Raw genomic sequence first — 14337 nt, forward strand, 5'->3', positions numbered from 1 at the left:
ACACCCCCACTCAGACGCCGGATAGATGAAAGCAAGCCAAACACAACATCAAAAACAGTATTGCAGAAAAGGGGGTAACCATAGATGTAGGAGCGAGCATGCTCGCGATGGGGCCAGCACATTCGACATTGAGGCGCCTGACACGACGCCATCGCGAGCATGCTCGCTCCTACAGTGTTTGGTGGTTAGCCCGGCGGATCGATCTGATCCAAAGCCCGGTTCACCGCCAACTCCCCCAACATGATCACTTGCGCGATACCCAGCAGGGTATTGCGGTGCGTGCCGTCCAGAAAACCCGCCAGGTCATTGGCCATGACGCTCGCAGAGGCCAGCGATTCGCAGGCGTGGGCCAGCAGGGTTTCGGTGTCGATGTCAGGGTTGATGGTGAACAGGGTGGAGGGTTTGTGCGGGGTGGCCATGATGTGGGCCGAGGGGTTGGGGCAAGCGTTGTTGTCCGGTGGATCGGGGGTAACCTTCAACATGATCTTCTTATCCGTTGTGAAGCAACCACGCCATCGCTGCTAAACGAGGGGGTGGCGGCTGTACGCAGGTTAGCAGACCGGGGATAAGAAGAAAGCCGGCGCGCCCAAAGGCGCCCTACGCACAGCCACCATCAAATGCAGATATGGAATACCTGCCTGACGGACACTCGTACGATCTTCAAATACCACGGGCTGCTAAACCCGATCACTGGATATCAGTGACGCGGACCAAGTTACCGATGGCCTCCAGGGCGCACAAGCCGGCGGATTCTGGCGTAGCTGTAGGCAATGCCGCAAGGGGTTGTGGCTTGCAGGAAGTTACTCCTACAGCCGTTAAACATGCATTCCAGATTGATACCGCTTTCGCGAGCAGGCTCGCTCCCACAGGGATCTGCGTGGTTCACAAAACCCGTGGGAGCGAGCCTGCTCGCGAAGAACGATAACGCGGTCTCGATCAAGCCGCACTGGCATGCTCAAGCCGATGGAACAACCGGTTGAAATACACCAGGCTGTCGCGCGGTTCGCGCACGCCGACCTTCGTCAGCTCGACGAACATCACCGAATGCGAGCCCACTTCCTTGCACTCGCTGATCCGCCCTTGCAGCTGTACCAGGGCATCGCGCAGCACCGGCACATCGGCCGCGCCGTCGTCCCACAGGTCCCAGGCGAAGCGCTCGGCCATCGGCACCTGGGTCATGCCGGCGAAGTGCCGGGCCAGTTCTTCCTGCTCGCCACACAGCACGTTGACGCACAGGTGGCCGTTGGTGCGGAACACGTCGTGGGTGGCGCTGTTGCGGTTGACGCACACCAGCACCGTGGGCGGCGAGTCGGTCACCGAGCACACGGCGCTGGCGGTGATGCCACAGCGACCGCCCGGGCCGTTGGTGGTGATGATGTTCACCGCAGCAGGCAGCTGCGCCATGGCGTTGCGAAAGTCGATTTGCTGCTGGCTCAGGTCGGCCATGTCGATGCCCCTTCCTTCTGGAGGACCGTCGTTGCGCGGTCCGTAGGTGATGGAACTAGACTAAGGCTGTGGGCGCCGCGCAACCATTCTGACGATCCCCATGGCGGGGTTGGGTTTCCGCTAGTCGACTAGGTGGTTTCTTTATCGCAAGGGCCGGCCACAGTGGGTATTCTGCTCACTGGCTCCACAAAGACGAGCCGATGCGTGCCGCGCGTTCGCGTGCGAAAACAATAATTAAAAAACTTTCGTGGCAACCCCGATGGAAACCCGCAAACCGATTGTTTACATCGTTGACGACGACAAAGACCTGCGCACTTCCCTGGCCTGGTTGCTGGAGTCGGTCAGCGTGCAGGCGCAGTGCTTTGCCGGCGCCGAAGAGTTCCTCAGTCAATACGACCCCAAACAGCCCGCTTGTCTGGTGCTCGACGTGCGCATGCCGGAGACCAGCGGTTTCCAGTTGCAGGAAATCCTCAACCAGCGCGGCAGTACCTTGCCGACCATTTTCGTCTCGGCCCATGGCGATATTCCGATGTCGGTCACGGCGATGAAGAACGGCGCGCTGGATTTCGTCGAGAAGCCCTACAACCCGCAACAGATGATCGACCGCATCCAGGCCGCGCTGAAGACCGCCGTGCATGCCCAGGCCGATCAGCAGCAGCGTCAGAACCTGCAAGGCAAGCTGGCGCTGCTGACCAGCCGCGAGCGCGAAGTGTTGATGCTGGTGATCGATGGCAAAGCCAGCAAGGTGATCGCTCGGGAGCTGAACATCAGCGTGAAGACCGTTGACGTGCACCGTACCAAGATCAAGGAGAAGATGGGCGTGTCCAGCATTGCCATGCTGGTGCGCGAGGTGCTGCATTTACCGGTGGATGAGCCGGTGCGGCACTGAGGGATCTGCGGCGTTCATGACGCCGCCATCGCGAGCAAGCTCTTCTGTAGGAGCGGGTGCCCGCTTGCGGCATGCTCGCGATGGAGGATCAGACACCATGGGGTGTCAGGTCGCCAGTGTTATCGTTGACGACCATCGCGAGCATGCCGCAAGCGGGCACCCGCTCCTACAGATCTGTCTGGCTGAGATCAACCTTTAGAGGCCGGCACATTCAACATCAATGGCGGGTATCAGCCCTGGCTATACCGCTTGCGATAAGCCCCCGGTGACACGCCGAAGCGTGACTTGAACGCCGACGAGAAGTAGCTCGAATCCGAGAAACCCCAGGCATAACACAGCGCCGACAACTTCTGCTCGACATCTGCGCGGCGCAGGTTTTCGGCGCAGAAGTCCAGGCGGCGATGCTTGATGTATTGCGCCACCACCAGGCCGCGCTTGGAGAACATCCGGTACAGCCCACGCACGGAAATGCCCACTTCACGGGCGATCAGCTCGGGGCACAGTGCCTCGTCGCTCAGGTGTGCATCAATGAAGGCGATGATCTTGCGGAACTGCCGTTCATGGGGATCGGCAGCGCCGTCACGGGCGCTGATGCCTGGCAGCAGCAGGCTGGCCAGGGCATCGAGCACGGCCTCGCTCTCCTGCATTTCCAGCCCTTCCTGCTGGCGGGTGTCCAGCACCAGCTTGTTGGCCATCGCCGCCAGGGGGCTGCTGGCGGCGATGCGCGTGGCGCAGTTGACGGCATTGAAGTGCGAGCCACGCTCGACCACCTGGCGCGGCAGAATCAGCGACAGCTGTCGGCAATCGTCGTTGTAGATCATGTCGCTCGGACGGCTGGCGTCGATCAGCGCGATGTCACCACAGCCCAATTGCGCACGGTTGTCGCCCTGCTCCAGTTGCGAGCTGCCACGCATCTGGAACACTGCGTAGTAGTGGCCGTCGCTGCCGCTGCTGACGTCCTTGCTGGTGCGATACAAATGCACATGCGCCATGTCGACCACACTGAGGTTGATCGCACCGCTGCGAAATACCGCCAGTTCGCCGTAGAAATCGGTGTCCAGCGCCCGGGCATCGAAACGCCCACAGGCCTGGTTCACCTGGCTCAACCAACTTTCGAACGCCTCGTTGCGCACCGTCGATGCTGTAATCATGTCCGCAAAGCCTCACGTTTTTGTTGTTATTTTTCGACCGCTTCAGCGAGCGGTTCGTCAAAACCGTTGTTTCTGTAGCCATCGCCTCCCTCGACAGCCGCCGGGCGCCCATTCAACAGGCTCCGGCCCATGCTTTCCAGCTTTCCCTGACCTTAGATGTCCAATACCAGACGAGCGGAAAGCGCCCGGGAAACACAGGCGCAAATCTGCTTGTTGGAGGCCTTTTCCTTGTTGGAAAGGCAGTTGTCGCGGTGCTCCGGCACGCCGTCGAGCACTTCGACGATGCAGGTACCGCAGATGCCTTCGCGGCACTCGGTGTCGATGTCGCAGCCGTGGGCTTGCAGCACGTCCACCAGGCTGCTGTCGGCCGGCACGTGCAGCACAACGCCGGAACTGGCCAGCTCCACTTCGAAACTGCCGGTCGGCGCGCTGTTGGCGGCCGGGTCCGCGGCGAAGTGTTCCAGGTGGATGGCGTCGTCCGCACGAGTGCGCGCGGCCACTTCCACCACTTTGTTCATGAACGGTGCCGGGCCACAGGTGTAGACATGGGCGGCGCTGTCGGCGCGCTCCAGGCATGCGCTCAAGGCGTCGTCCAGGCCCGCTGGCTCCACGCCGTAGTGGAACTCCACGTGATCGGCGAAGCTTGTCGCCAACAGCTCGGTAAACGCGGCGTACTGGGCCGAACGGGCAAAATAGTGCAGGCGATACGGCTGGCCGCTTTCCGCCAGTCGATAAGCCATGCTCAGCAGTGGCGTGACGCCGATGCCGGCGGCGAACAGCACATGTTCGCGGGCACTTTCATCGATACGGAACAGGTTGCGTGGCGCCCCCATTTCCAGCTCCATGCCCTCTTCCACTTGCTCATGCAACGCCACGGAACCCCCACGCGACTGGGCTTCCTTCTTCACCGCCACCAGGTAGGCGCGGCGATCCTGTGGAGGGCTGCAAAGGGAATATTGGCGGGTCACCCCGGTCGGCCCGGTGAGGTCGACGTGGGCCCCCGGTTCATAGGTGTCGAGCGGCTGGCCGTCACTGCGCACGAGGCGAAAGGAACGGATATCCAGTGCTTCGTCGACGATCCTTTCGATTTTCACCTTCATCATGGCATCACCTGAATACTTGTTTTGGTTTTACCGCGCCCTGTAGGAGCGAGCATGCTCGCGATGGTCGTCAACGATGACGCTGGAAACCTGGCACCCCGCGGTGACCTCAGGTCCATCGCGAGCATGCTCGCTCCTACAGGTTTTTTTTGCTGTCTAGCGCATGAACAAGCCGCCGTTGACGTCCAGGCACGCGCCCGTTACGGAGGTCGCGTTGTCGGCGATCAACAGCAATACGCTGTCGGCGATGAACCCAGGGTCACCGAGAGTGCCGGCCGGGATCATTTTCAGAATCTGCTCCAGACGCTCCGGGGCCACGCTCTCGCGCACCACCGGCAGGTCCAGCGGACCTGGCGAGATGCTGTTGACCGTTACGCCTTGCGGCGCCAGTTCACGGGCGAAGACCTTGGTCAGGGTCGCCACGCCGCCCTTGGCCGCCGCGTAGTGCGCGCCGGTCGCGGTGCCGCCGTTCTGCCCTGCCAGGGACGCGATGTTGACGATGCGTCCGAAGCCACGCTCGGCAAAGTGCGCACCGAACACCTGGCAGGCCACGAAGGTGCCCCGCAGGTTGATCGCCATCGACTCGTCGAATTCTTCCGGCGTGATGTCCATCAACGCCGCGACTTTCGACACACCGGCGTTGTTCACCAGAATGTCGGTACCGCCCCAGTGCGTGGCGAGCAGGTCGCGGGCACGCTGGAAGTCCGCCTTGCTGCGCACATCCAGTTCGATGGCGACGGCCGTGGCGCCGCTGCCATCGAGCTCGGCGGCCAGATGACGAACGCCATCGAGGTGCACATCGGCCAGGCCGACGCGATAACCCGCCGCGTGCAGACGGCGGGCGATGCACTCGCCCAGCCCACGCGAGGCACCCGTTACGAGGGCTACTCGACTCATGCTGTTGCCCTCACAAAAGGAAGCCGAGCGCGCTCAGGCTGTCGGTGGAGTTGATCAGGCGCACCACTTTGCGCTCCAGGCTCGGCACGCCGTCGGTGAAGCGGATACGGTGGTTGAGGTCGGCCACGAACGGCGTGTGCACGCCACGCTTGTAGGCGTACAGCAACTGCGCGGAGTTCACTTCAACGATGTCGCCAGCGGTTTCCACCAGACGGAAACGCGAGACCGTGCGGATGGTCTTCGCCGCGTCCACCGCCGACGGCGAGTAGCCGGCGGTCAGGCGTTCGATGCGCAGGTCACGCATGCGTGCATCGTCGTAGGCGTAGTTGAGCGTCGCCTCGAAGTCTTCGGTATCCGGGTCGATCGGTACGATGTACTTGCCGGTTTCGCTCCACAGGGTCGCCCATTCGGCGTAGTGCTTGTGGTCGAGCAGTTCGGCTTCGCGCCAGATGAATTCGATGGCCTGGGCCAACGGGCCGGAAAAACCGTTCAGGGTGTCGTGATTGCTCATTGGCTCATCATCCTTTTCCACATGTCGTAGGCACCGCGCATGCCGCCTTCGTCGGTGGCGTGGCTGACCTTGTCGCCGTTTTCAGCAGTGATTTCGCGGTTCAGGCCGCGGTTGACCAGGATCGGCGCATCGACGCCGGCATACGAGCCGCGCTGCACGCGGTCCCAGGCTTCGGCATCGTCAGGGCTGCCGAAACCGAACGGGCCCTGGAAGTGTTCGTGAATGCGCATGCGTTCGCGGTTGGCGATTTCCGGGCCGCCGTCCATGCCCAGGGCAACGTGGCGGATCTCGGTTTCGCTGACCGATACCGGGCGCAGCACACGGAAGAACGACATCGACATGGCGATGTTGGGGAACAGGTTCAGGTTGAAACCGGCACCGTGCAGCGAGCGCACGATGCGCCGGACCTGATCGGCCGGCATGGTTTTCGACAGCTCTTCGGTGACGTGGGCAAAGCGTTCCTGCAACTGCTCGGTGCCGTCGTCGTGATCGAGGTCGACGTGCTCCGGCACCATCACCATCACGCTGTGGCCGTTGCCCAGCGAGTGGGTCACGGCTTGTTCGTCGGTCATGAACGAGAGCATTTCCGAGGTTTCTTCATCCACCGACGACATGAACGACTTGTGCACGATCGGGAAGTGGTAACCGTCAGTGGTGTTTTCCAGCTGGATCTTCCAGTTGCCCTTGAAGCTGAACTTGTGTTCGCCCTGGGTCTTGATCGGGTAACCGGCGCCCTGCTTCATGAACAGGTCCATCCAGTGTTTGGCACCACCGAGGAAGTCTTCCAGCGGTTCGATCTCGTCGTTGTAGCTGGCGAAGATCATGCCGGCGTAGCTTTCGACGCGCAGGCTGGTCAGCGGCAGTTCGGATTTCTCCAGGATGCCTTCGTAGCCATCCGGGTATGGCAGCGCGCGCAGCTTGCCGTCCAGGCCATAGGACCAGCTGTGGTACGGGCAGGTGAAACCGGTGGCGTTGCCCTTGTGCTTCTCGCACACGGTGGCGCCGCGGTGACGGCAGCGGTTTTCCAATACGTTGATGTTGTTCTTCTTGTCGCGCACGACGATCACCGGGCGACGGCCGATCATCGCGGTCTTGAAGTCGCCGCTGTTGCGCACTTCGCTTTCGTGGGCAACCCACACCCAGGTGCGGTAGAAAATCTTCTCCAGCTCGGCTTCGAACAGCGCCGGGTCGTTGTACAGCGAGACGTCGACGCGGTCGTGCCGGACCAGGTCTTCGGGGCTTTTCGACGTCGCGATCAGCCGGTATTCATGAGTGCTCATGCGGTTCTCCTCATGGCTTCTTTTTATGATTGGGTTTTGGAGCCGGGGGCTAACCGACCATGCTCTGTTGCAGCTGCGCACCAAAGGCGCAAACCAGTTCGTCCTGACCTTTTCGACCAACGATTTGCAGGCCGACTTTCAGCCCGCCGCAGTCGAGTTCCACCGGCACCGTCAGCGCCGGGTGACCGCTGAGGTTGAAAGGCCGTACCAGCGGGGTCATGCCAGCCACGGCCTTGCTGCCGGCGCGGGCTTCGCTGAGGGTCGGTGGCAAGGTCGGCAGTGTCGGCAGCAGCAACACGGCAAAGTCTTCCAGTGCCGCATCCACCTGTTGCGTGAAGCGCGCGCGCACAGCTTCAGCCTCTGCGAGTTCTTCACGAGTCGTACGGCTGGCCGCCAGCAAACGTGTTTCCACATCGGCGCCGATCAGGCCCTTGCCGGTCAGGTGACCGAAGGCCGCCCAGTTTTCGAAATTGATCACGGTCAGGCCGGCGACAAACGCGGCTTCGAATTCACTCAGCTGCAGGTGGCTGCGACGCCATCCGGCGCGATCGGCGGCGGCGCCCAGGCTGGCTTGCAGGTGCGCATCGCAGGCCACGTCGAGAAAGCCGACCCTGGCGCCATCGTTCGGCAAGCCTTGGGCGGCAAAGCCCGGGCAGATCACCTGCATCGCCGCGATCAGGTCGTCCATGGACCTGGCGAACGGCCCGACGCAATCGAGGCTCGATTCCAGTGGATGGGCGCCGACACGGCTGACCCGGCCATAAGTCGGTTTCAACCCGGCGATGCCACAGCACGCCGCCGGCACCCGCACCGAACCACCGGTGTCGGTGCCAATGGCGATGTCCGCAAGGCCTGCCGCGACCGCCGACGCCGAACCGCTGGACGAACCACCCGGCACGCGATCCGGCGCTTGCGGGTTGATCGGTGTGCCGGTCCAGTCGTTGATGCCGGTCACGCCAAAAGCCAGTTCATGCAGGTTGGTCTTGCCGACGATCCGCCAGCCGGCGTCGAGGATCGCGTCGACCACTTCGGCGTTCTTCGTCGCGGCCGGTGCGTCGGCAAAGGCACGGCTGCCCGAGCGGGTCGGATGGCCGGCGATGTCGATGGAGTCTTTGATAGCAACGCGTTTGCCGTTGCCACCCAGCAGGAATTCGCTGATGAAGGTACTCATGCACTCAACTCCGTATTGAACAAACGCTGCGTACGGAAATGCGCGATCAGCCAGACGCCGTCGACACAACGGAAATCAATGTTCAAGCGGGTGCCGAACAACTCGTTGCGGCCATCGGCGTAGGTCGAGATCTGCTGCATGATCCACTGGCCCTGCGCCTTGTCACCGTCGACCACGATCGACTCGCTGGTGAGGTAGTGCAGGTTCAACTTGAAGTGATCGGACGGCGGCAGATAACCACCGACAAAGGCCGCCACCGCCGCACGTCCGTGATGTTGACCGAACGTCTGTGCGGTCTGGGTGCCGAGGCCTTCCCAGATCGCATCCTCGGTGAACAATTGCGCCAACTGGCTCAGGTGAATCGGCGCCCGCGGCACATCGCACAGGTCCATGTAGAGCGCCATCAGGCGGCGCACTGCGCTTTCCCCTTCGAGCGTCGCCAGACGCTGCAGCAAGGCCTCGTTCATGGCTTACACCTTGGCCGCGTCTGGGATGGTCAAGGGGCGGCCAATGCGTGCTTCCACCTTGGCGTAGCGCCACAGGCTGTATTGGCCGACCGGCGTGGTGCGGAACAGGTTGCAGGCGTCGATCACCGACTGGTGGCAGTCGACGTCGGCCATGATGTACACGGTCCAGGGCGAGGTGGTGGACGGGCCGACCATCAAGCGATCGTCGTCCATGGCGCCAAGCACGGTGATACCAGGCATCGCGCCGAGGTCGCCCATCATCTGGCTGAAGCCTTTCCACACGCTCAGGCCTTCGCCGGTGGGCAGGTCGAAAAAGTTCTGGGTGATGCCGATGCAAAAGACGACGCGCAACGGTTCCTGGGTAGCTTGGGACATGCTGTTGATCCTTGAATAAGTGAAAAATGAATTCAGATGTAGCCCGGGAACGGCGGGACGCCGAGGTACACCGAGCCGGCGCCGTCGTACAGGCCTTCGCTGAGGAAGGCGTGCTGGGTCACGACCATCGAGTCGCGCAGGTAGCGTTGCAGCGGATGGCGCAGGTAAATGGCGGTGGTACCGGCCAGGCTGTAGGCGCTTTGCACCACTTCGGCACCGGCCTGGGACACGTGGATCGCCGACAGGCGCAACAGGCTGGTCTGCTCCGGCGTGACCGGGTTGCCGGCCAGGATCGAGTCCCACACCTGCTCGGTGGCGTTGTAGAAGAAACCCCGTGCGGCCATCAGCTTGGCTTCGGCCTTGGCGATCTCGATGCGCACGTAAGCGCGGTCGGCCATTTTCGGCGCGCCGGTGATGCCGCTGCCCCCAGCCATGCGGCTGATTTCGTCCAGCGCCGCACGGGCCAGGCCGAGGTTGACCACGGCCAGCACTTGCGCGGCGTAGGCAATCGACGGGTAGCGGAACAGCGGTTCATCGATGGTCGCGGCACCGCCGCGGATGAAGGTCCAGCGGTCCTCGACGAATTTGTCGCTGACGCGCAGATCATGGCTGCCGGTGCCCTTGAGGCCGACCACGTCCCAGTTCTCGACGATCTCGACCTGACTGGCCGGGAACACCGCCGTACGAGGCTTGCCCCCCGCCGCGCTGGCGCCGATGCCGACACCCAGCAGGTCTGCGCCTTTACTGCCGCTGGCGAACTTCCAGGTGCCGTTGACCTGCCAGCCGCCTTCGACTGCCTCGGCCGGTTGCAACGGGAACAGGCCGCCGGCGAAGACCAGGTCAGGGCTTTCGGCGTAGATTTCAGCCAGGGTTTCCGGCGGTAAGGCCGCCAGATAGACACCGGCGCTGCCGAAGCTGGCCACCCAGCCCGCCGAGCCGTCGGCTTCGGAGATGCGCTCGATCATTTGCAGGAACAGCGCAGGCGCCAGTGCGTCGCCGCCGTAGCATTTGGGCGTGGCGGCGCGGTAGATACCGACCTGCTTGAAGCGCTCGATCATGTCCCGAGGCACGTGGGAGCCGGCGTCGAACTCCTCGCGGCGTTGACGGACCTCATCCAGCACTTGCTGAAATAGCTGACTCTCGACCATTGGCACGACCGGGCCGGACACAGGGTCTTGTTGCGCGACAGCTGAACGCAGCATGGGCTCGTTCTCCGTTTTGTTTATTGTTAGAGGGGCTACACCGATCCCTGTAGGAGCGAGCATGCTCGCGATGCACCTGAGAGCACCGCGGGGTGTCAGGCATCCAGCGTCATCGTTGACGACCATCGCGAGCATGCTCGCTCCTACAGGGACAGGGGCGTTGCCCTTGCATTGGGGGCCAGTGTAAAAACCGCATCCCCGCGCAACTATTGGTGCGTGCAGCCCCCTCGCTAAAGAAAACCCCTAGGCCCACACCGGTTACCTCTGAGCGCATCACGCTGTGCGAGCAGGTATAAAACGCCATACTGCAAATCTCTGCCGCCAGGGGCCGTGCGATGTACCAGCCAAAACCCAACGACTTTTATGCGCTGATCGAAGCCATGCCGCTGTGCATCATTCTTCATGACGCGCACACCAAGGAAATCCTCTGGGCCAACGCCGCCGCCCTGGCGGCGCTGGGCTTTACCCTGGAAGAACTGACGCCGCTCAAGGCCCCGGACATGACCCGCGATGCACCGAAATACCGGCGCTCGGTGGGATTGCGCTGGCTCGAAGGCGCCGCGCGCACCGGGCAACGCGCCATCGAATGGTGCTACCGCTCCAAGCAAGGGGTGGAGATTCTTGCCGAGGCGGTGGCGACCCTGGTGCACCTGGACGGGCGCGATGTGCTGATGGTGCAGTTCCGCGACATTTCCAAAGAGGACAAGGTCAAGCGCGACCTCAAGCGTTTCGAGAGCCGGCTCAAGGCATTCATGCAGGACCTGGCCGAAGGCGTGGCGGTGCTCGGTCCCGAGGGCGACATCCGTTTTATCAGCGACTCCGGCGCGCACCTGCTCAACAGCGAAGTGCACAAGCTGATGGGCAAGAACTTCCTTACCTGGTGCGACGACACCTCGCGCCAGCGCCTGCTGCAACAACTCGCCCATGAGACACCGGAGCACGCGCCGTTCAACGTGCATTACAAGATGCAGCGGCGCGACGGCCAATGGCGCTGGCATGACGCAACCTGCCGCTACATCGAGATCGAGGACGACCTGATCGGCCACTTGCTGCTGTTTCGCGATGTCACCGAGCAAGTCCAGGCCGAGGAAGCGCGGCGGGTCAGCGAGCAGAAACTCGAATACCTGGCGCGCTACAACGCCATGGGCGAAATGGCCGTGGCCATCGCCCACGAACTGAGCCAACCCCTGGCCGCGACCCGCAACTTCATTGAAGGCGCGGTGATTCGCCTGGGCAACGTGGCCGATGCCGACCCTGGCGTGACCTGGGGCTTGCAGAGCGCAGTGCGGCAAATCGAGCATGCGTCGGTGATCATCAAGAGCGTGCGCGATTACGTGGTCAAGCTGGAGCAGAGCGAAGAACGGGTCGATCTCAATGAACTGCTGCGCGAAACCCGCTACTTCATCAGCCTGCGCGCCGATCCAAGCCTGGTGCGCGTGGAAGTCGTCACCGCACCCGAGCCGCTACAGGTGAGTTGCGAGAAGGTGCTGATCGGCCAGGTGATCCTCAACCTGGCCTTCAACGCCATCGAAGAAATGGCCGACCTGCCCACCGAACGGCGACTGTTGCGTATCCATGCCAGCCGCGAGAACGATGTCGCATTGGTGCGCATCGAAGACAGCGGACGCGGCATTCAGGCCCAGGCGCAAGAGAAGCTGTTCGACGGGTTCTTCTCGTCCAAGGTCAGCGGCAACGGCATCGGCCTGGCGCTGTGCAAGAACATCATCGGCCGCCATCGCGGCGATATCTGGGCGCAGAACCTGGAGCCGTGTGGTGCGGTGTTCAGCTTCTCCCTGCCCCTCGCGAATCCAGCCTGACCTGCATAAACCCTGTGGCCTGACACAAACCCTGTGGCGAGGGGGCTTGCCCCCGTTCGGTTGCGCAGCAGCCGCAAATCCTGCTGTCACGGTGTGACTTGGAAAATGCTGGGGCCGCTACGCGACCCAACGGGGGCAAGCCCCCTCGCCACAGGGTGCTCACAGATAAATCCGGTGCGTTCGAAACGAGTTTCATGACACTGGCACAGACACACAACCACTTGGCAGGCAGGGCAATTCTCCCGATCGCGGGGCGCGGCAGAATCAAAGGGTAAAAATCTGCCAAAGCACCCGCGATCCGCGTTAACAACAATTCAGGAAGTTCCCCTAATGCGAACAAACAGGATCTCCGTACAGTCAGCGCTAGGCCTGAGCCTGCTTGTACTCGGTATGAACAGTGCCCGCGCGGATTTGCCCGCCGGCACGATTGGCCAGACCGTTCTGGCGTTTCCACCCGAAGCTCACCGCGCGTTTGTCATCGACGTCGAGTTCGACAGTTTCGTGGCGGGCCGCGTGACCGTGGTCGACCCGGACCAGAAGCGCGTCCTCGGCATGGTGCCGACCGGCTTTGCCGCGCCGTCGACCCTCAGTCACGACAAGAAGACTATTTACAGTGCGGACATCTGGTACTCGCGCGGCACCCGCGGCACCCGTACCGACGTGCTGACCGCCTGGGACAGCTCGACCCTGTCGCCGACCTGGGAAGTGCTGATCCCGAACAAGCGCGCCGAATCGCTGACCCAGCGCTATTCGCTCAAGCCCAGCGGCGACGACAAGTTCGTCTACGTCTACAACTTCACCCCGTCGACCTCGGTCACCGTGGTCGATACCCAGGCCAAGGCCGTTGCCACCGAAATCGCCATTCCCGGTTGCGTGCTCAACTACCCGATCGGCAACCGCCGCTTCGCCTCGCTGTGCGGTGACGGCAGCCTGCAAGTGGTGACCCTCAACGATCAGGGTCAGGAAACCGCGCGCAGTCGCACGCCGTTCTTTGATCCGAACGCGGAGAAACTGGTAGAGCGCGCCGTCAACGTCGGCGACACCTACTACTTCACCACCACCACCGGCACCGTGCGCCCGGTGGATTTCGCTGGCGACGCGCCGAAGGTCCTGCCGTCCTGGTCGCTGGTGACCGACGAGGAAAAGAAAGCCGGTTGGGCGCCGGGTGGCTGGCAGCTGATGGCCGTGGCGCCGAAGCTGGACCGCCTGTACGTGCTGATGCACGACGCCCACGAAGCCATGAAGTGGGAAGACCCGAGCCCGTTGATCTGGGCGTTTGACCTCAAGACCCACAAGAAAGTAGCCACCCTGGAAGCCACGGCTCCGGTGTGGAGCATGCAGGCCACCGGCGACGACAAACCGTTGTTGCTCGGCGCTGACGTGGAAGGCGGTTTGCAGATTTTCGATCTGAAGACCAACAAGCTCACCGGCAGCATGCCGAAAGTCGCGAAGACCGCGACTCAGGTCCTGAGCTACTAAGAGGTTCGGCCATGCACACAGATCCGATCTTCATCATTGCCAGCGCCGTCGCTATCGCGGTGTTGCTGGCCAGTGCCGCGACCCACAAGTTGCGCGCGCCGGCCCGCTTCAGGAAGCAACTGGCGGACTACCAATTGCTGCCCGAAGCGCTGGTGCGCCCGACGGCACGGCTGGTACCGCTGCTGGAACTGGCCATTGCATTCGCCCTGCTGGTGCCGGTCAGTCGCGGTTTCGCGGCGTTGAGCGCCGCCAGTCTGTTGGCGCTGTACGCCGCCGCCATCGGCATCAACCTGTGGCGCGGTCGCGCGGACATCGATTGCGGTTGCGCCGGCCCCGACCAGGCACAACCGCTGCGCCCGGTGTTGCTGGCGCGCAATAGCGCACTGGTCGCCCTGGCGCTGGTGGCCAGCGTGGCGCCGGTGGCCCGCGACCTCAACCTGTTCGATGGCTTCGTGACCCTGGCCGCCGCCGCTGTTGCGCTGCTCATCTACGCCGCTGCCGATGGCTTGCTGGCGAACTCCCCTCTTCTGCTCAAATTGATTGGTAGGTAAT

General features: G+C 62.7%; 15 protein-coding genes. 4 read left to right on the forward strand and 11 right to left on the reverse strand.

Going from position 1 to position 14337, the window contains the following annotated elements; all coding sequences use genetic code 11:
• Nucleotides 1-185: 185 nt before the first annotated feature.
• Together CAG47_RS24375 and hpaC are read right to left on the reverse strand one after the other, a co-directional pair.
• Nucleotides 186-482, reverse strand: a complete 297-nt coding sequence (locus tag CAG47_RS24375) for a DUF6124 family protein (protein ID WP_085728176.1) — start codon at nt 480-482, stop codon at nt 186-188.
• Between the two features lie 454 nt (nt 483-936).
• On the reverse strand, nt 937-1446 hold the full coding sequence (gene hpaC, locus CAG47_RS24380; protein WP_085728178.1) for a 4-hydroxyphenylacetate 3-monooxygenase, reductase component: 510 nt from the start codon (nt 1444-1446) through the stop codon (nt 937-939).
• 259 nt (nt 1447-1705) lie between these two features.
• On the opposite strand from hpaC, the gene CAG47_RS24385 reads away from it, so the two are divergent.
• Nucleotides 1706-2335 carry a response regulator transcription factor gene (locus CAG47_RS24385; protein ID WP_085728180.1) on the forward strand — a complete coding sequence of 210 codons (630 nt, stop codon included), beginning with the start codon at nt 1706-1708 and terminating at the stop codon, nt 2333-2335.
• 230 nt (nt 2336-2565) lie between these two features.
• Here the strand turns inward: CAG47_RS24385 and feaR are convergent, their stop codons facing one another.
• The 9 genes from feaR to CAG47_RS24430 form a co-directional block, all read right to left on the reverse strand.
• Nucleotides 2566-3486 (reverse strand): transcriptional regulator FeaR, encoded by a 921-nt coding sequence (gene feaR, locus CAG47_RS24390; protein ID WP_085728182.1) that lies wholly within the window; start codon nt 3484-3486, stop codon nt 2566-2568.
• Between the two features lie 152 nt (nt 3487-3638).
• Nucleotides 3639-4589, reverse strand: coding sequence for a PDR/VanB family oxidoreductase (locus tag CAG47_RS24395; RefSeq protein WP_085728184.1), 951 nt, complete (start codon nt 4587-4589; stop codon nt 3639-3641).
• Between the two features lie 153 nt (nt 4590-4742).
• Nucleotides 4743-5483 (reverse strand): SDR family NAD(P)-dependent oxidoreductase, encoded by a 741-nt coding sequence (locus tag CAG47_RS24400; RefSeq protein WP_085728186.1) that lies wholly within the window; start codon nt 5481-5483, stop codon nt 4743-4745.
• 10 nt (nt 5484-5493) lie between these two features.
• Nucleotides 5494-5994 (reverse strand): aromatic-ring-hydroxylating dioxygenase subunit beta, encoded by a 501-nt coding sequence (locus CAG47_RS24405; protein ID WP_085728189.1) that lies wholly within the window; start codon nt 5992-5994, stop codon nt 5494-5496.
• Entirely contained in the window at nt 5991-7274 is a 1284-nt protein-coding gene (locus tag CAG47_RS24410; RefSeq protein ID WP_085728191.1) for a Rieske 2Fe-2S domain-containing protein, read from the reverse strand. The genes CAG47_RS24405 and CAG47_RS24410 overlap by 4 nt, the downstream gene beginning before the upstream one ends.
• A 49-nt stretch (nt 7275-7323) precedes the next feature.
• The gene (locus CAG47_RS24415) at nt 7324-8445 is read right to left on the reverse strand and encodes an amidase (protein WP_085728193.1); all 1122 of its coding nucleotides are present in this window, start codon (nt 8443-8445) and stop codon (nt 7324-7326) included.
• Nucleotides 8442-8912, reverse strand: coding sequence for a nuclear transport factor 2 family protein (locus tag CAG47_RS24420; protein ID WP_085728195.1), 471 nt, complete (start codon nt 8910-8912; stop codon nt 8442-8444). The genes CAG47_RS24415 and CAG47_RS24420 overlap by 4 nt, the downstream gene beginning before the upstream one ends.
• Nucleotides 8913-8915: 3 nt before the next feature.
• Nucleotides 8916-9287, reverse strand: coding sequence for a hypothetical protein (locus CAG47_RS24425; RefSeq protein WP_085728197.1), 372 nt, complete (start codon nt 9285-9287; stop codon nt 8916-8918).
• A gap of 32 nt (nt 9288-9319) precedes the next feature.
• On the reverse strand, nt 9320-10489 hold the full coding sequence (locus CAG47_RS24430; RefSeq protein WP_085728199.1) for an acyl-CoA dehydrogenase family protein: 1170 nt from the start codon (nt 10487-10489) through the stop codon (nt 9320-9322).
• 335 nt (nt 10490-10824) lie between these two features.
• Here CAG47_RS24430 and CAG47_RS24435 point away from each other — a divergent pair, with 335 nt between their 5' ends.
• The 3 genes from CAG47_RS24435 (at nt 10825) to CAG47_RS24445 (ending at nt 14336) form a co-directional block, all read left to right on the forward strand.
• Nucleotides 10825-12306: an ATP-binding protein gene (locus tag CAG47_RS24435; protein WP_085728201.1), complete on the forward strand. Its 1482-nt coding sequence runs from the start codon at nt 10825-10827 to the stop codon at nt 12304-12306.
• 330 nt (nt 12307-12636) lie between these two features.
• Complete coding sequence (locus tag CAG47_RS24440) at nt 12637-13785, forward strand: amine dehydrogenase large subunit (RefSeq protein WP_085728203.1); 1149 nt, start codon at nt 12637-12639, stop codon at nt 13783-13785.
• 11 nt (nt 13786-13796) lie between these two features.
• Nucleotides 13797-14336, forward strand: coding sequence for a MauE/DoxX family redox-associated membrane protein (locus CAG47_RS24445; RefSeq protein WP_085728205.1), 540 nt, complete (start codon nt 13797-13799; stop codon nt 14334-14336).
• Nucleotide 14337: the final 1 nt, after the last annotated feature.

The organism is Pseudomonas sp. R37(2017), from assembly GCF_002113375.1.
Taxonomy (GTDB): domain Bacteria; phylum Pseudomonadota; class Gammaproteobacteria; order Pseudomonadales; family Pseudomonadaceae; genus Aquipseudomonas.